General features: G+C 57.3%; 16 protein-coding genes. 6 read left to right on the top strand and 10 right to left on the bottom strand.

The features are described 5' to 3' along the window. Positions 1 to 71: 71 nt before the first annotated feature. Positions 72 to 845 (top strand): class I SAM-dependent methyltransferase, encoded by a 774-nt coding sequence (locus tag ACA063_RS15220; protein ID WP_497662297.1) that lies wholly within the window; start codon positions 72 to 74, stop codon positions 843 to 845. Between the two features lie 330 nt (positions 846 to 1,175). Here the strand turns inward: ACA063_RS15220 and ACA063_RS15215 are convergent, their stop codons facing one another. The 4 genes from ACA063_RS15215 to ACA063_RS15200 form a co-directional block, all read right to left on the bottom strand. Then, the gene (locus ACA063_RS15215; RefSeq protein WP_497662296.1) at positions 1,176 to 2,129 is read right to left on the bottom strand and encodes a D-2-hydroxyacid dehydrogenase family protein; all 954 of its coding nucleotides are present in this window, start codon (positions 2,127 to 2,129) and stop codon (positions 1,176 to 1,178) included. 13 nt (positions 2,130 to 2,142) lie between these two features. Next, positions 2,143 to 3,168, bottom strand: coding sequence for an alpha/beta fold hydrolase (locus tag ACA063_RS15210; protein ID WP_497662295.1), 1,026 nt, complete (start codon positions 3,166 to 3,168; stop codon positions 2,143 to 2,145). An 85-nt stretch (positions 3,169 to 3,253) separates the two neighbouring features. After that, a complete protein-coding gene (locus tag ACA063_RS15205; RefSeq protein ID WP_497662294.1) occupies positions 3,254 to 3,688 on the bottom strand; it encodes a YqaA family protein in 435 nt (144 codons plus the stop codon). Continuing rightward, positions 3,688 to 4,134 carry a DUF411 domain-containing protein gene (locus ACA063_RS15200; protein WP_497662293.1) on the bottom strand — a complete coding sequence of 149 codons (447 nt, stop codon included), beginning with the start codon at positions 4,132 to 4,134 and terminating at the stop codon, positions 3,688 to 3,690. The genes ACA063_RS15205 and ACA063_RS15200 overlap by 1 nt, the downstream gene beginning before the upstream one ends. A 502-nt stretch (positions 4,135 to 4,636) precedes the next feature. On the opposite strand from ACA063_RS15200, the gene ACA063_RS15195 reads away from it, so the two are divergent. Then, positions 4,637 to 4,825, top strand: a complete 189-nt coding sequence (locus tag ACA063_RS15195) for a hypothetical protein (RefSeq protein WP_162436446.1) — start codon at positions 4,637 to 4,639, stop codon at positions 4,823 to 4,825. A 21-nt stretch (positions 4,826 to 4,846) separates the two neighbouring features. On the opposite strand, the gene ACA063_RS15190 is transcribed toward ACA063_RS15195, so the two are convergent. After that, positions 4,847 to 5,218 (bottom strand): fe2+ zn2+ uptake regulation protein, encoded by a 372-nt coding sequence (locus ACA063_RS15190; protein ID WP_497662292.1) that lies wholly within the window; start codon positions 5,216 to 5,218, stop codon positions 4,847 to 4,849. Between the two features lie 427 nt (positions 5,219 to 5,645). On the opposite strand from ACA063_RS15190, the gene pvdQ reads away from it, so the two are divergent. Beyond that, positions 5,646 to 7,988, top strand: coding sequence for a bifunctional acylase PvdQ (gene pvdQ / locus ACA063_RS15185; protein WP_497662291.1), 2,343 nt, complete (start codon positions 5,646 to 5,648; stop codon positions 7,986 to 7,988). 107 nt (positions 7,989 to 8,095) lie between these two features. On the opposite strand, the gene ACA063_RS15180 is transcribed toward pvdQ, so the two are convergent. From ACA063_RS15180 to ACA063_RS15170, 3 genes are all read right to left on the bottom strand, one after another. Beyond that, positions 8,096 to 9,100, bottom strand: a complete 1,005-nt coding sequence (locus ACA063_RS15180; RefSeq protein WP_497662290.1) for a FecR family protein — start codon at positions 9,098 to 9,100, stop codon at positions 8,096 to 8,098. Positions 9,101 to 9,197: 97 nt separating this feature from the next. Further along, the gene (locus ACA063_RS15175; RefSeq protein WP_497662289.1) at positions 9,198 to 10,061 is read right to left on the bottom strand and encodes a M35 family metalloendopeptidase; all 864 of its coding nucleotides are present in this window, start codon (positions 10,059 to 10,061) and stop codon (positions 9,198 to 9,200) included. Further along, positions 9,943 to 13,320 (bottom strand): dermonecrotic toxin domain-containing protein, encoded by a 3,378-nt coding sequence (locus ACA063_RS15170; protein WP_497662288.1) that lies wholly within the window; start codon positions 13,318 to 13,320, stop codon positions 9,943 to 9,945. The genes ACA063_RS15175 and ACA063_RS15170 overlap by 119 nt, the downstream gene beginning before the upstream one ends. Before the next feature lie 318 nt (positions 13,321 to 13,638). Here ACA063_RS15170 and ACA063_RS15165 point away from each other — a divergent pair, with 318 nt between their 5' ends. Both ACA063_RS15165 and ACA063_RS15160 read left to right on the top strand, forming a co-directional pair. Further along, positions 13,639 to 14,019 (top strand): hypothetical protein, encoded by a 381-nt coding sequence (locus ACA063_RS15165; RefSeq protein ID WP_497662287.1) that lies wholly within the window; start codon positions 13,639 to 13,641, stop codon positions 14,017 to 14,019. Positions 14,020 to 14,227: 208 nt separating this feature from the next. Further along, positions 14,228 to 15,268, top strand: a complete 1,041-nt coding sequence (locus ACA063_RS15160) for an Ldh family oxidoreductase (RefSeq protein ID WP_497662286.1) — start codon at positions 14,228 to 14,230, stop codon at positions 15,266 to 15,268. A gap of 172 nt (positions 15,269 to 15,440) precedes the next feature. Here the strand turns inward: ACA063_RS15160 and ACA063_RS15155 are convergent, their stop codons facing one another. Continuing rightward, entirely contained in the window at positions 15,441 to 15,758 is a 318-nt protein-coding gene (locus ACA063_RS15155) for an ElaB/YgaM/YqjD family protein (protein ID WP_162438148.1), read from the bottom strand. 164 nt (positions 15,759 to 15,922) lie between these two features. Here ACA063_RS15155 and ACA063_RS15150 point away from each other — a divergent pair, with 164 nt between their 5' ends. Continuing rightward, positions 15,923 to 16,174 (top strand): hypothetical protein, encoded by a 252-nt coding sequence (locus ACA063_RS15150; RefSeq protein WP_162438149.1) that lies wholly within the window; start codon positions 15,923 to 15,925, stop codon positions 16,172 to 16,174. A 142-nt stretch (positions 16,175 to 16,316) separates the two neighbouring features. Here ACA063_RS15150 and ACA063_RS15145 read toward each other — a convergent pair whose 3' ends face one another. Then, a complete protein-coding gene (locus ACA063_RS15145) occupies positions 16,317 to 17,234 on the bottom strand; it encodes a LysR family transcriptional regulator (RefSeq protein ID WP_497662285.1) in 918 nt (305 codons plus the stop codon). Between the last annotated feature and the right edge of the window lie 41 nt (positions 17,235 to 17,275).

The raw sequence follows: 17,275 nt of genomic DNA, 5'->3' as shown, positions 1-17,275 counted from the left end.
GATCCCTACAAGGAAAGCTCAAGTCCAGACGCTATGCTCGTTAGCATTCGCTGTCGATCTGGAGCGCTGCCATGAAAGATCACGTCCACCATACCGCCGCTGCTGGCTACAAGATTGCTGCCGAGACTTACGTGCGCGGTCGTCCGGATTATCCACCGCAACTCACCGTTTGGCTGACGCAGACGCTCGGTCTGAATGCGCACACCACTGTCATAGACCTGGGGGCCGGGACTGGCAAGTTCACTGGTCGGCTGGTGGCGACCGGGGCGCAGGTGATTGCCGTGGAACCGGTGGCTCAGATGCTGGAACTATTGTCCGCCGCCCATCCCCAAGCACTGGCTATCAGTGGTACGGCCACGGACCTGCCCTTGCCCGATGCTTCGGTGGATGTGGTGGTGTGCGCCCAGGCATTTCACTGGTTCGCCAGCCGTGATGCCCTGGACGAAATCTCTCGAGTGCTCAAGCCCGGCGGCAAGTTGGGACTGGTGTGGAACCTGCGTGATACCCGCATCGGTTGGGTGCCGAAGCTGGATGCGATCGTCAATGCGCTGGAGGGTGATACGCCACGGTATTACACCGGCGCCTGGCGCGATGCGTTTCCCCATGACGCATTCGGGCCGCTGCAGGAGCAGCAATTCGCCCATGGACACACCGGGGCGCCGGAGGATGTGATTCTCAACCGGGTGCGCTCGACCAGTTTCATTGCAGCATTGCCGGCCTTGGATCGGACAAAGGTTGATGAACGGCTGCAGGCGCTTATCGCGTCCGAGCCTGAATTGCGTGGCAAGGATGTCGTGACAGTGCCCTATATGACTGCCGCCTTTGTGGCCGTTAAACGCAGCTGAATCGTTGTGGGCGGTGAGCTTGCTCGCGATGGCGGAGTATCAATAGACATTGATGTTGCCTGACCCACCGTCATCGCGAGCAGGCTCACTCCTACCTTTGATCAGTTGTGAACACAAAATCTGCGTCGACCCCAGATCCCCTGTGGGAGTGAGCCTGCTCGCGATAGCGGAGTATCAGTCGACATCATTGTTGCCTGACTCACCGTCATCGCGAGCAGGCTAACTCCTACCTTTGATCAGTTGTGAACACAAAATCTGCGTCGACCCCAGAGCCGCTGTGGGAGCGAGCCTGCTCCGGACGGCGTTCCTACGATGAACGATGACTCGGTTTCAGCTCAGCAGCCGAATCGGCGCTCCGGCTGCCCAGGCTTGAATGTCTTCGATCATCTGCGAGAAAAACAGGTGATAGTTCTGCTGGCTGACATACCCGACATGCGGCGTCGCCAGTACATTGCCCAGGGTTCTGAACGGATGATGAGCGGGCAGGGGCTCCTGCTCGAAGACGTCCAGCGCTGCGCCGGCCAGTCGGTTCTTTTGCAGCGCCTTGATCAACGCTGACTCATCGACAATCGGCCCGCGAGCAGTGTTGACCAGCAGCGCGGTCGGTTTCATCCAGTCCAGTGCCTGTGCGTCAACGATGCCCCGGCTGCGATCGCTGAGTACCAGGTGCACCGATAACACGTCGGCTTGCTCAAACAGCTCCTGTTTGCTGACATAAGTGACATCCACCTCTGCCGCACGTTCGGCGGTCAGGTTTTCGCTCCACGCAATCACCCGCATGCCGAACACCTGACCGAACCGGGCAACCCGTTGACCGATACTGCCCAGCCCCAGAATTCCCAGCGTCTTGCCGTGCAGATCACCGCCCAGACCCTGTTGCCATTTACCTTCGCGCAGTGCGTTGGCTTCGTTCACCAGGTTGCGGGTCGCGGCCATGATCAACGCCCAGGTCAGCTCCGGCGCCGCATGCTTGTAGCTGTCAGTGCCGCATACCTGAATACCCAGTGCTGCAGCGGCTTTGATGTCCAGAGCGGCATTGCGCATACCGCCCGTCACCAGCAGCTTGAGGTTGGGCAAATGGCGCATCAGGTCGTCATCGAAGCGGGTGCGTTCGCGCATCACACAGATCACCTGGAACGTTTCCAGGCGTTTGGTCAGGGTGTCATTGTCGGCGGGGTAGTCATGGACAAAATGCACCTCGCCAATGCCCTCCAGCGCTGACCAATCCACTACGCCGCTCGCGACATCCTGCCAATCATCGATCACCGCAATCTGCACAGCCATCAGCCTTACCTCATCAACGAACAGGGTTGGTTTTGTTCAGCCAGGCGAGCAGGGCCTGGTGGAATTTTGCCGGTTCTTCCATTTGCGGTGCGTGGCCCATGCCGGGGAATTCAACCAGCGTGGAATGCGGAATGAGTTTGGCGACCTGTTTGCCGAGCACATCGTAATGGCCGATTTTCGCTTTGACCTCTGGCGGGGCAATGTCCTTGCCAATCGCTGTGGTGTCCGAGGTGCCAATCAACAACAGTGTCGGCATCTTCAGGTTCTTGAATTCGTAATACACCGGCTGGGTAAAGATCATGTCGTAGATCAGCGCCGAATTCCACGCCACCAGGGTTTTGCCCGGACCTTTGGCCAGACCCGCGTACATGTCTACCCAGCGGTCGTACTCAGGCTTCCAGCGGCCATCGTAATAGGTGCTGCGCTCGTAATCGCGGATGCCTTGAGCCGTCACCTTGAGCTCGCGCTCATTCCACTGGTCGACGGTGCGATAAGGGACGCCGAGGGCTTTCCAGTCTTCCAGGCCAATGGGATTGACCATCGCCAGCTGTTCAACCTGCTCAGGGTATTGCAGGGCGTAGCGGGTCGCGAGCATGCCGCCGGTGGAGTGGCCCAGCAAGGTGGCTTTCTGGATGCCCAGGGCCTTGAGCAATTGTTGCGTATTGGTCGCCAGTTGCTGGAACGTGTACTGATAATGTTCTGGCTTGCTGGAGGTGCAGAAACCGATCTGATCCGGTGCGATAACCCGATACCCGTCTTCGCTGAGCGCCTTGATCGACGTGTCCCACGTGGCCCCGCAGAAGTTTTTGCCGTGCATCAGCACCACGGTGCGGCCGTTGGTTTTGCCTTCGGCAGCAACGTCCATATACCCCATTTGCAGGGATTGGCCTTGAGACTCAAAAGCGAAATGCTTGACCGTGTAGGGGTACTCGAACCCTTGCAGCTCGGGTCCGTATTCCGGGCCTTCGGCGTGGGCGAGGGAGGGCAACGCAGCGCTCAACAGAAGGCCGGGCAGCCAGCGCGGGAGGGTGAGAGGCATGAGTAAACTCCAGTGGAAATCGGCCGATGCTGGAACGGCTTGATTAGGGCGACATTAAACACAGGCAATGACCGCGCCAGATCGTTCAACCCATCCAGCCGAGGGTCGCCAGGGCCAACACCCCGTAACGAGCGCCTTTGGCGAGGGTCACGATCAGCAGGAATCGACCCAGGGGCTCGCGCATGACACCGGCCACCAAGGTGAGTGGATCGCCAATGACAGGCAACCAACTGAGCAGCAGTGACCAGTGGCCATAACGTTGATAGTGAATGCGGGCTTTTTCCAGATGACGAGGGCTGACCGGGAACCAGCGCCGATCGCGAAAGCGTTCAATTCCGCGCCCCAGCCACCAGTTCACCAACGAGCCCAGGACATTGCCCAGGGTCGCAACGGTCAGTAGTGACCATAGCCAATACTTGCCGCTGAGCAACAACCCCATCAGAACCGCTTCCGATTGCAAAGGCAGCAGGGTCGCCGCGCCGAATGCCGCAAAAAACAGCCCGATGTAAGCGCCGAACATCACTGGGCGGGGTAGTCCGCCACCACGACGTCAGTCCCGTCATTTTTCAGGCCGAAGACCTGATAGGCATCGCTCATACCGTCCATTTCCATGCCGGGCGAACCCATGGGCATTCCGGGAGCGGCAACACCCAACAGATCATCGCGCTTGCTCAAGGCCAGAACCTGATCGGCCGGAACATGACCTTCGACGAATTTGCCGTTGATCAGGCCGGTGTGGCAGGACGCCAGGCGCGGGGGCACGCCGTGCTGTTGCTTGAATTGGCTCATGTCGGCTTCGACGTGATCCTCTACCTTGAAACCATTGGCTTCCAGATGGCTGATCCACTTTTTGCAGCAGCCGCAGTTGGCATCGCGGTGAACTTCAATCGGGATCAAGTCGGCGGCCTGGGCCAGGGAAGAAATGAAAAGGGCGCTCAGGGCAGCCAGTCGCAGGTGGGTTCGCATGGGCATCTCGTTTCGAATTGCGGCCGAAAAAATGCATTCTGACCATTTTCAGCGGCCAGGCATTCAAGGAGTGTTTCGAATTAATACAAGTTAAACGACCTGATGATCTTAGATCAAGGCTGTCAGGCAGATGAGGCAAAGATGACAATAGTGTCAGGTTGGCCGCTGAGCACCGGAAAAGATGCTCAGGGTGAGAAGAGGCGAACGTTTAACGGTGCTGATAGTAACCCGGGCCGCCCCGGTCATAGTGGTCGTGACGCCCCCCGCCGTGTGGGAAAACGATGCAACCGCTCAAAGTTAAAATGGCCAGCAGGGGAATCAGCCGTGTGATTCGACGGAGCATGTGAAAATCCTCATGGTTAGCGCCGTGATAAAGCTAAAACTCTTCATCGGCTGTAACATGAGACCCCGTTTGCAGCGGGCCATCCCCGAAATACGGTAGGGGCTTGGCATGCGATCGGATACAAACCGGATACATTTTCATCAGCTTCAGGAACTCGCAATGACACAGTCGCAACGTTTGAAATATTCGATTCTGATTTCGCTGGTGGTGCTGGCGATCATGTTTGGCCTGTCCTATTTGCAGAACACAGGCGTTATCACTGAAAAAATGTTCCAGTACATCGCCATTGCCGTGGCGGTGATCGTAGTGGTGGTGAACGGCGTGATGCGTCGCAAGGTCAAGCCTTGAGCAACGCACCTTGAAAGCCGGTTATTCGCCGTGCAATGCGGCGAATGCCTGAGGGTTCAGGCTGTAGCTTTTGTCACTGTTCAGTTCGATCACGCCTTCGCTGCACAAGCGTTTCAACACTTCGCGCACGCTGAGAAACGACAGGGGGATGTCCAGGTCCAGCAGTTGGCTGTGCACCCCGCGGACACCCAGGGTGCGGTCGTGTTCGGCGGCGTTGAGTAAGGCGTCGATGACTTTCAGGCGAATCAGGCTGGTGCGCAGGCCGAAGCTCTTGAGCAACATCCTGATGCGTTCGTTGCCATGGCGATCGGTACGTTGATCGAAAACGCCGGAGCCAATGGTGGTACTCATTGGCGCAGTGCTACCGTCCGTTGGCAGTTGCGAGTTGTACATGCAAAAACTCCTTTTCAGAGCCTGATCCGGGAAATTATTGGTGCTCTCAATCAATAAGACGGATGAGCCTGGCAAATCATGAAGGCTCGAATGTAGAAATTTTGTCGACGCCGCGTCGACAAGTCGTGAGATGCCTTGGGTACGGGGTTTCACACGCTAAATTTTTTGTTGATGACTTCGTTTCTAGAATCATGTGACCTGACCGAACCAAACAAGCCGCAACCCATTCCCTGTAGCAGCTGGCGAAGCCTGCGTTCGGCTGCGTAGCAGTCGCCATCCCGCTTCGCGCGGTCTGCCTGATACATCGCGATCTTTGGTTTTGCGACTGCTACGCAGCCGAACGCAGGCTTCGCCAGCTGCTACAGGGTTTGAGTTGCGGCTTGGCGTTCGGGGCCAGGGAGTAACTCTTTTTCGATCAGGAGCGAGCGTGATTATTTCCAGGCAGTTAACCCGGTTAAGCCTTGCCGCCGTATTGGTGGGTTGCAGCCTTGCAGCGAACGCAAGCAGCCAGTCCGAGCAGACCAGCGCAGACATCCGTCGCACCACGTTTGGGGTGCCGCACATTCGCGCCGACAACGAACGCGGTCTTGGCTACGGTATCGGGTACGCCTACGCGCAGGACAACCTGTGTTTGCTGGCCAACGAAATCACCACGGTCAATGGCGAGCGTTCGCGCTATTTCGGCCCTGACCAGTTCACGGTCGAAGAACGTGAAAACCAGGTCAGCGACCTGTTTTTCACTTGGCTGAACACCCCCCAGGCCGTTGACGCTTTCTGGCAGGCGCAAATCCCGACGGTGCGCGACCTCATTGAAGGTTATGTGGCGGGCTACAACCGCTCCCTTAAAGAAACCCGCGCGCAAGGCTTGCCAGCGCAGTGCCAGGGCGAATGGGTGCGCGACATCACTGTCCTGGACCTGGTCAAATTGACCCGGCGGCTGTTGGTCGAAGGCGGCGTCGGGCAGTTCGCCGAAGCGCTGGCCGGCGCCACGCCACCCCAGACCGTCGCGACCACCGCCCATTCAGAATCATTCCAGCTAGCCGACTCGCGCCTGCAGCGCTTCGCCCTGGACCGGGGCAGCAACGCCGTCGCCGTCGGCAGCGAACGTTCCTTCAACGGTCGCGGCATGTTGCTGGCCAACCCGCATTTTCCCTGGGTGGGCGGGATGCGTTTCTATCAGATGCACCTGACCATCCCCGGCAAACTCGACGTGATGGGCGCCGCGCTGCCCGGTCTGCCGATGATCAACATCGGTTTCAACCAGCACCTGGCCTGGACCCACACGGTGGATTCATCCAAACATTTCACCCTGTACCGCCTGCAGCTCGACCCCAAGGACCCGACCCGTTACCTGCTCGACGGCCAGTCATTGCCAATGACAAAACAGACCGTGACGGTGAACGTGAAACAAGCCAATGGTCAGGTCCAGCCGATCTCCCATGTGGTTTACAGCTCGCAGTTCGGCCCGATTGTGCAGTGGCCCGGCAAGCTCGACTGGGACACTCAGTTTGCCTATAGCCTGCGCGACGCCAACCTGGAAAACGACCGGGTATTGCAACAGTGGTATGAGATGAACCGGGCGGACAGCCTTGAGGCGTTGCAAGCGTCGGTGCACAAGATTCAGGGAATCCCGTGGGTCAACACCCTGGCGGCCGACGACAAGGGCCAGACGCTCTATATGAACCTGTCGGTCGTGCCCAATGTGAATGCAGAAAAGCTGGCCAGGTGCAGCGATCCACGGGCCGGCTTGCAGATGATTGTGCTTGACGGGTCCAGGAGCGAATGTGCCTGGGACATCGATCCTCAGGCGGCACAAAAAGGTATCTACGCGTCCGACCAGTTGCCACAGCTGCTGCGCAAGGACTTCGTGCAGCATTCCAACGATTCGGCATGGATGGCTAACCCGGCGCAACCGCTGACCGGTTTCTCGCCCCTGATCAGCCAGGACAGCCAGCCATTGGGGCTGCGCTCACGCTTTGCGCTGGATCGCCTGGGGGCGCTGCGCAAGGCTGGGCCTATTGCGGCAGCGGACCTGCAACGCATGGTGATGGACGATCAGGTGTTTCTGGCCGCGCAAGTGATGCCGGACTTGTTGCAGTTCTGCATGGCGGATCTGGGCGCAGACGCAAAGGCGCTCACTCCTTTGTGCGCCAGCCTGAAGGCCTGGGACGGCAACGCGAACCTGAACAGTGGCCTGGGGTTTGTTCACTTCCAGAATGTGATGGAAGCGTTACAGGAAATGCCTGATGTATGGCGGGTGCCCTTCGATCCGCAAGACCCGCAGCACACACCCCGTGGTCTGGCGATTGAGCAGACTGAGGTGGTGAACGCCGTTCGGCAGGCGATGTTGGCCTCTGTTGAAAACGTCGACAAACAAGGGCTAAAGAAAGACAGCCGTTGGGGGGACATCCAAGTAGTGAGCAGTGGCGGACAGCAAACGCCAATCCATGGTGGGCCGGGCACCTTGGGTGTTTATAACGCCATTCAGAGCGTGCCCAGGACTGACGGCAAGCGAGAGGTCGTCAGCGGGACGAGTTACCTGCAAGTGGTGACTTTTGACGACAAAGGACCGCATGCCTTGGGATTGCTCGCGTTCTCGCTGTCCAGTGATCCTGCCTCGAAGTATTCACGGGACCAGACGCTGGCGTTTTCGAAGAAGCAGTTGAGTGTGACGCCGTTTACCGAGCTGCAGATCAAGGCTGATCCGCAGTATCAGGCGCGCACGATCAGTGAGCGGGATGAGGCGGTTGGTAAGGTCGCACACGAGTAAGATCAGAGGATAAGATCAAAAGATCGCAGCCTCGTTTCACTCGACAGCTCCTACAGGATTACATTTGTCCTTGTAGGAGCCGTCGAGCGAAGCGAGGCTGCGATCTTTTAGCTTTTTGGAGTCTGCTGCGGGAGGGCGTTCAATACCGGATTACCGTCCTTGTTGCGGGTCACGTAGACCGGTAATACCTTGGGCAAGGACGCCACCAGGCTGTTGAGTTCCTTGATGTTGTAGATGCCGCCGATGCGGATCGAACCGGTACTGTGATCGGCCACCGTCAGCGGTTTGGCCAGGTAGCGGTTGATCAAGGGCAGGGCGTCGGACAGCGTCAGATCATCCAGCACCAGCTTGCCGCTGCGCCAGGCCAATGAGTTGTCATTGTCATAGGTCTGGCTGATGCGCGGAATGTAATCGCCGTGCCCATAGCTCGCCTGCATGGCAGGCCCGAGACGCAGACCATCGCCCGGAAGGTCATCGTTGCTGCTGACCAGCACCGACCCTTCAATCAGGCTCACGCGCACCTGATCCTCGTACATCCAGACGTTGAACTTTGTGCCAGTCACCCGAATCTTGCCGTCCGCCGCTTTCACGATAAAAGGGTGCGTGGTGTCGTGGCTGACATTGAAGAACGCTTCGCCTTTCTTCAATGTCACCCGGCGCTGATCCTTGTAATTGCTGAACGTCAGCTCGCTGCCCAGATTCAGCTCCACCTGGCTGCCATCGCCAAGGGTGACATGACGGACCGTATCGCTTGCTTCAATGTGTTGGTACGCGTCGGGCAGCCAGCCCAGGTTCCAGCCGCTGAAGGCTGCCAATGGCAGCGCCACCGCGCACACGGCGGCGGCGATGCCGAAGGTACGCCAGGGCGTTGCGGGTTTGATGTGCACCACCGGTGCGGCAATAGCCGGCGCACGAGGCAAATCCCCGGCAACGTCCCAAATCTCCAGCATCGCTTCGTACTCGAACGCATGAAGTGGATGCGCATCACGCCATTGTTCGAATGCGATACGCTCTTGCGCCGTACAGTCATTGGCGTGCAAGCGCATGCACCAATGCGCTGCGGCATCGGTAATGGCGTCGTATTCGGCTTGGGAGAGGGGGCTGTCGGTCATTGACTCATCCTGATTTCCCACATTCTAACCTTTGAGTTCACCCTGCGAGAACAACCGTCATGGCAATTACCCATCAAACTCGCAAGAATTTAATGAGTCACGGGGTGCTAACGTGCAATAGACGTCCCAATCGGGTGATTAGCCAGGCTACGCTGTCTGCGTTGGCAAGCAGTACCTTCAGCCTGATCAGTGGATTTTTCTTGAATTGAGTACGAGCGCCGCTCAGGTTTTCTGCCTTGGTCAAGGTCAGTACCCGCTTTTTTACGTCACCCGTATCTTCTTCAAACGTATCACCCAGGTTATCGTGCTCACCGGTAACAGGATCGTACAGAGTGAACAGTTCAGTGTAGGGCGTCTTGATCGAGAGCGCGGTGTCCTGAAGTTTGCTTAATTCTTCCTTCAGCCCGACGGCCATTGGACTGGATGTTTCAATAAGGTCGACAAAAGGTCTGCCGGAATCCAGGTAAGCGATGTCCTGCGCATCCAGCGCAATGTGCGCAAGCTCATGTAAAAGCGTCGCTGCCCGGGCATGGGTGTCGACCGGGAAATCGGGGTTGCTCAGATAAGGCTGGTAAACGTCGTACGCCGGCTTGAAGAATCTTTCTACCAGGTAAATTTTCTGCTTGGTGTCAGACGGGACCGTAAATGCAAAAGTATTTGCTGCGCCTGTGACGACCCTGCCAATCACAAATCGGCTGGAGGTTGCCTTCGTGAGTGTGGGATCCAACAGGGCTGCAAATACCTTGTTCACCGCTGTTTCAAGCTGCTCGACGTGTTCGGGCTGGACGGTTGTGACACCCATGAAATCCATGATCAGCTGATGCACCGGGGTGACGGTGTCGTCAGCATTCTTCAGCATTTGCAGATTGCGAAAGCTGTTCCAGGCGTAGGTCGTGGCCAGGTCCAGCGCCTCGGTTATCTGGCTCGCCTTTTTCGGAAACAGCATCCGGATCTGGGACATTCCGTGAGCATCGACATTCATCCCGTCCCATACGGCAAACGTGGTTTTTAACTGATCGAAAATGCTGAAGCGCGGATGGGATATTTTCCTGTCCACTGTCCACTGTCCATTGACTGGACGCGTTCCGGTTTAAATAAGGTCCTCGCTTTTTATCGCCGCCGATTCTCCAGCGCGTGCCATGCTGTGTGACGGGATACACTTTTCCTTGCGCAGGGCAGTAATGTTTTTTAGTTGAAGGATGCTCATAAAGCCCAAGCTTGACGTCGTGTGTCAGCGAACCCAAGTCGATGTCGATGCTTTCATGGATGCTCAAGCGCGTGCGTTCGCGCGCAGTGACGTTGATGTCTTGCCACTTGAACGGCGTCGTTGAAGGTGTTGATGCAGCCACTTCTGGCGCCGAAGACGGTGTCGTTTGAGCGTCTTGTGAATCGCGCAACATGGCGAGCTGGGCCATGCCATTGATGAACTCTTTTAATGCCGGCCCCCATTTATGCAACTGCAGATCTTCGGCGGATTGCTTGATGTGCTGATAGCTGTGCCAGACGGTGAGCGGGTAGGCCAGCTTTCCCGCAAAGAAGCTAAAGGCGGCTTGCAGATCTTCGCCCAGCACGTGCTTGATGTTTTCCCATTCACGTTGCTTTTTGTCATCTGCCTGGAAACCGAGCAATCGGGTCAACACATCAACCGTTTCGTTGAATAGCTGTTTAAACAAGTGCCCCTTGATCGGGTTGTACGCCAGGGTGACGTCGGCAAGGCGCTTGCCGGTGTTCGCCATTTCTTTTTCGAGCAGCACTCGATGAGACGGCAGCAGGTTCATCAACACCCAATCGAGCAGCCCACCGCCAGATTTCAGATCGGTGATTAGCTGTGCCTCGTTTTGGTATTCCTTTATGCCGTGTCCACCGCTGTGAGGCGCGATGAGTATTTGCGTTGCGGCTTTATCAATTGAAGACCCGATCAGATAGACACCCGGCACGGCCATCGCCGGGGCGTCTTCAACACCGACAAGTTCCAGAGGGCGAATGATTGCATGGGCGCCCTCGACTGCCGCACGGGCAATAGCATCTGGCAGGTCCGCGATCTGCTGGATCAGCCCAAATCCGGTTTGACTGAGTTTTCCTTGCAGTTTTTGTTCGTGTGCGCAGTGCATCAGCTGCCAAGGCACTTGCGTGTAAAACCGCTTGCGGCGATCCGCCGAATCCGCCTGGGTTTGCGCAAACGCCTCCTTCACTACTTTTTGCTGATGCTCGCCAAGTTTCAGGTTTTTTATCAGATCTTTTATGTACTGCTCGTTCATTCCGGCGGGAATCGCGGTTGAGGTCAGCGACACCAGTTTGAAACGGGTATTGTCCAGGTCGGTGAAGTGGATCAATGCGAACCTGGTCAGGGTTTGGCTGATGACCTGGGCGGTCTTGGCGTCATTGATTCGGATCTCTATATCGTCCGGATCGACGTCGTAAGTGTCTGCCTTGAGTTGTTTTTGCAAGTGTTGACGTGCGGTGTGTTGTAGCGAGCTGATACCGGACAGGTAGTCCTGGTCGTCAGTGACATTATTGAGGTATTGCTGAAGCAGTTCGCAATGCAGTTTTTGATCTGCGATGCTCGCTTTACCCAGCCACGCCGGCAGCTTCTGCAGGGTGTTCAGACCCTCCGCTATGTGCGTGACGCGATGCAATCCTGTCAGCGGAGCACGTAATGCCACTCGATCCATGAGCTGGGCACGTTCAGCGGCGGGGAGCGGTGAGGCGAGTGCGTCAGCGACGCGGGTTTTGTCCAGATGCACAAAGGTTTGTTGAACGTGTTCAAGAAAGTGCGTATCGATCAGTTGCATCGGCGCCAAGGTGTAGGTCTTGCCTGGCAATCGTTCACTAGCCCCCAGGTTTTCCAGGAGTGTGTCGCGAAGACCCTTGTCCCCGAGGCGTTTTTCGAGCGCGTTCAGTGCCAGGGTCAAGCCACTGAATGCTTCAAATCCTGACGCCGGCGTCCAGAGTACGGTTTTGCCCGATTTTGTCGAATCAAGACCTCCCTTTTCCGTCAATGCAAAACAACTGGCCAGTTTCAATGGGGCTGTAGCGTCGCTGACGTTTAACGCCAGGGAAAATACATCTGGCACAAAACCGTTCAGCTTGGCGCGCTGCGAACGCACGGGCTTATCAAGTACCGCTTTAATGATCGCCTGTTCAGCGGCACCCAGGGTACGCGTGACGGTACGCAGTTCCAGTTCACTGCGTAATGCGGTCGACAGCGTTTGGGTGAAGCTCGATTTGAGCGTTGCAATCGACGTCGCCACGGCGGCTTCTGCTTCGGCCACCGTGCGGATGGTTGGCGCGATGACCGGATGTGCATCGAGTTGTTGAACAAGTGTTTTCCTGACGAGGGTGATTTTTTTCAGTTGTGCGCTGGCGGACTCGCCAGCCACGGTCGCTGGTCGGGCGTACCAGCGTGGACCCGGGTGTCGATTGACGTGTTCTTCAGCGTCCACCGCCAGCAGCCCGTCATCGATTAACCCACGGACATCCAACGCTTGATTGAGCAAGGCGTGCGGGTCCAGGGTGCCTTCGCTGTCACGGTAGAGACTCAATGCATGGGACACGTTATCGCGTTGCTTGCCGATAATGTCTTCCATCAACTGTTCAAACACCGAACCGGTGATCGGTTGCCCGACAATGTCGCGATCACCCGGCGCCATTGCAATGAATCGGCCGCGCTCGGCCAACGACATCAAATTGAGCAGCGCGTTTTCATGCGTCTCGCTGTTCAATCGTTCCAGAAGGGTCTTCGTCACAGCGGACACGTCCTTTGTGGGTTCGATGCCATCGTGCTGGGTGTAAATGAAACCGCGAGAACTGCTGCTCCCCAGCATCAGGGTAGACGCCAGGTCTGCGTAGCGATTGGCCGGTGTCGTAATGCGGACTGTTTTTGCGAGAAAGGTGGACTCGGCACTCATATGGCTTGCGCCCATCAGTGCCTGATACTCCTGCGTTGATAAAATACCTTCTTGCCGCTTGAGTAGAAGGCGCGTGTAAAAGGTGTCGCGCAAACCCTGCGCAAATAATGCCGAGCGCGACAGTTCAAGGCTGGTTGTGGTGTTCCAGAACGTTTCCAGCAAGTTTTCCAGTTGTGACGTAAAGCTGTTGGCGATCTCTTCTACCGCGATTTCCCACGCCTGGTTATCGCCGGAGGTGCTGAAGCTGAGTGCGGGGTTGGAGAACGCTCGGACGTCACCTGTTGGCCATTGTTCTTTGAGGTGGTAATGCAAGAGTGCCTGGCTCAGGGACAGTGACGATATTTCCCGTAGCTTGTCGCTGCCAGCGACTGCTGAGCGCTGACGAACGTAGGTTTTCAGGCGAGTCAGGCGTTGATCCAGGGTGGGAAACCCGTTGAGTAATATGTGGCTGGCCTTGAGGGTGTCGTCCAGCATCGACTGCAGTGTGGGCATTTTGCGTAGTTCGCCCATCATGCTCTTGAGGTTCTGCGTCTGATTGCGTTCGATGACCGTCTTTTGGTCCTGAAACACTGCGCCCTCAATCGCCTGCGTGATGATGCTTGTCGTTGCCGTGGCGGGTAAACCGCTGCGTTGTTCGATGGAGAGAAAACGCATCAGCTCCCGCCTGCCGGTTTCCTGCCCCAGCCACTCCAGCAGTTTGCTTTTGACTTCGTCCATCTTTTTGAATTTGATCAAGCCTTGCCACGGGGTGTACAGCACGACTTCGCCGTCGTCTGGCCGACTCATGGCGAAAGCCCCGGCCAGCGGCGTGTCGGTCGCACCGGGTTGCCTCAGCAACAAGCGATGAACGAGCATCGGCGAGGTAGGGTCTTTACGCGCGGTATCGGTCGCGAGGTGAACTGTCGAAAGCCATTTGAGATCGCCAAGGGAGAAGTTGAGGGCTTTTTCTCGGGCGCCCGTTTGCTTGGCTGTGGAGGCTTGTTCTGCCTCCTTGAAAAAGTACGGGAGTGATAATGTCGTCATTGTGTTTCCTCGAAGTGCTGCGAGTGCTCAGTCATCGCAGGTCATGGGGTCGAGGGAAAAACGTAGGGCAGCAGACGATGTCGAGTGCGGTAGATAGTGCTAGCACCGATTGAATGCCCAAAACTTGACAGCAAGGCCGTATGAAAGCGTTTAATCGACGGGTCGCGCTTTTCTAAAAATAAAACCGGAGCTTCAGATGACCGCATCGCCTGAGTTGGCCGTTAGTTCGGCCAAACAAACGCTCGATTACGATTCCCTTGTTCTGCTGCTCGAACAGATTTTCGTCCGTCATGGCACCTCCACCGAAGTCGCCAAGACCCTGGCGCAAAACTGTGCCGGTGCCGAACGGGACGGCGCCCACAGCCATGGCGTGTTCCGTATTCCAGGTTATGTTTCGACGCTGCAAAGCGGCTGGGTCAATGGTCAGGCGGTGCCTGTGGTGGAAGATGTGGCGTCGGGGTTTGTTCGGGTCGATGCCGACAATGGTTTCGCCCAGCCGGCGCTTGCGGCTGCGAGAGCACTGCTGGTAGAGAAGGCCCGAAGCGCGGGCATCGCAGTGCTGGCCATACGTAACTCCCATCATTTCGCCGCGTTATGGCCTGACGTGGAGCCCTTCGCCTATGAAGGGCTGGTGGCGCTGAGCGTGGTCAACAGCATGACCTGTGTGGTGCCGCACGGTGCCGATCGGCCGTTGTTTGGCACCAACCCGATCGCTTTTGCCGCACCTCGTGCCGACGGTGATCCGATTGTCTTCGACCTGGCAACCAGCGCCATCGCCCACGGCGACGTGCAGATCGCCGCGCGCAAGGGTGAACGCTTGCCTGCGGGCATGGGGGTCGACAGCCTCGGTCAGCCGACCCAGGACCCGAAAGCGATTCTGGAGGGCGGGGCGTTGCTGCCGTTCGGCGGGCACAAAGGTTCGGCGTTGTCGATGATGGTGGAGTTGTTGGCAGCGGCGCTGACCGGCGGGAATTTTTCTTTCGAATTCGATTGGTCGAACCATCCAGGGGCCAGGACGCCCTGGACCGGGCAACTGTTGATTGTGATCGACCCGAGCAAGGCCGCAGGGCAGAGTTTCGCCGAGCGCAGCCAGGAGCTGGTAAGGCAGATGCACGGTGTGGGGCTCAAGCGTCTGCCCGGTGATCGTCGTCACCATCAGCGGGCGAAATCCATGGCCAGCGGCATCGAACTGGACGCGCAGACGTTAAAGGATTTGCGGGCGTTGGCGGGGATCTGATTCGTTGAGTGGATCTGGCAGCACGCGGAACATGCAGCGCTGAGCAAGCCTGCATCCCCTGTAGGAGCTGTCGAGTGAAACGAGGCTGCGATCTTTTGATCTTTAAACACCAGGTCAAAAGATCGCAGCCTGCAGCTCCTACGGGGCGTGTGTGACTACAGGCTGAATGCTATTAACGGCGGCCCAGCAACAAACCGACCACCAGACCGAAACCGGCGGAGATCGCCACGGTTTGCCATGGGTGACCACCGATATAGGTTTCGGTGGCATCAACGGCGGGCTTTGTCCGGTCACGAACGTTTGTCACCGAATCCATCGCCTGCTGGAGCTTCTGGGCAATTTGCCCGCGAAGGGTTTCGGCTTCTTCTCCGACCAGTGATGCGCTGCTTTTGAGCAATTTGTCGGACTCTTCGATCAACGCCTGCAACTCGCTGAAGGCTTGATCCTTGATTTGGTCTGCGGCATTTTGTGCGGCGGTTTTCCGAGCCATTGAGGTACTCCTTACTGATTAATGGGCAGTGAACAATGGAGTCTGCTGCAATGGAAAAAGTTGCAGGGATTTTGCGCTAACCCGTGATCCTTCGGAAAATCCAGCGCAGGAGATTTCTGACTACAGTGTAAGATGTCGCCTATTTTACGCAGCAGGTAAATCCCATGAGTTTCAATCTGGCCGACAAACCCCTTGCCGAGCGCGCCGCGCTTGAAGATGAAAAATCCCGTCTGTTCGACCTTTGGCAAAGCAACCTGGGCAAAGCCAAGGGCGAGGCAGCACGGTTGTTCGGGGAGCGCGCCAAGCGCAAGGGCAAGTGGTCCGAATGGGTCCGTTCCGAACTTGACGCCATGTCGCCTCCTGAATTCGCAAACATGGTGCGCAGCGAAGTCAATCGGCTGATGGCTGCCAAGTAAACGCGCGCCTGATACAACCCCGAACCTGACACGGTCCTTGTTGGAGCTGCCGCAGGCTGCGATCTTTTGATCTTTGTTTTTAAGATCAAAGATCGCAGCCTGCGGCAGCTCCTACAGGGTTCGGTTTACACCCCTGTGATTGTTAATACGTCTTGAAAAAGCTCGCGACAATCGCCTCACGCACTTTCAACACAACCGGATCGAGCTGCGTGCTGGTGCGCCAGCCCAGTTCAATCGGGTAACTCGGCAACGCCAGAGGGCAGGGCAGTAGCGCCAGGCCACTGAGCGCTGCGATGCTCTGCGCGGCGTGCGTCGGAATGGTCGCCACCGCCTGACTGCCTTTGAGCAAAAAGGGCAACGCCGCAAAGTGCGTGGTGGAAGCGCACACCCGACGAGTCAGCCCCAGCGCTGCCAATCCCTCATCCGTGATCCCGATAAAGCCGCCCGACGACACCAGTATGTGCTCTCGGGCGACGAACGCCTCAAGGCTGAGGCTTTGCTGTCCCTCGGCAAGACTGGCGGGGTCGACCAGGCACGCATAATCCCCTTCACCCAACACCTGACGACTGAGCAGTCGCTCCGCAAATCCGCCGGCAGTAATGGCCAGATCGATGCTGCGGTCCATCAAGGCCTGCGCGACGATCTGGCTATGAGTCTGACGGAAAATCAGCCGCAGCTTCGGTGCACACCGGGCAATGTCCGAGATCAGGCGTCGACCGTAGGCGATTTCAAAATCATCGGACAAGCCGATGGCAACGGAACGACCTTCGTACTCATGTGCTGCAGGGTCGAGCATCGCCAGGCTCTGCCGGCATTTGTTCAACGCATCACTAATGACGGGCTTCAACTGGTTGGCCCTGAGTGTAGGCGCCAAGCCTCGACCGGTGCGGACGAACAAGGGGTCGCCATACACGTCGCGCAGCCGGCGTAATGCGGCGCTCACAGCCGATTGCGTTACGCCCAGGCGCAGTGCCGCGCGACTGGCACTGGATTCTTCATGCAACGCTTCGAAGACTTTGAGCAGGTTGAGATCGACAGTCGCGATATTCATGGGGTTCATATCATTCAGCAGTGAGTCGGGCTTTATTCATGATCCTGCGA

The organism is Pseudomonas sp. LBUM1643 (assembly GCF_059716215.1).
The sequence above is the reverse complement of the archived record's forward strand: the minus strand, read 5'-3'. Positions and strand labels throughout refer to the sequence as shown.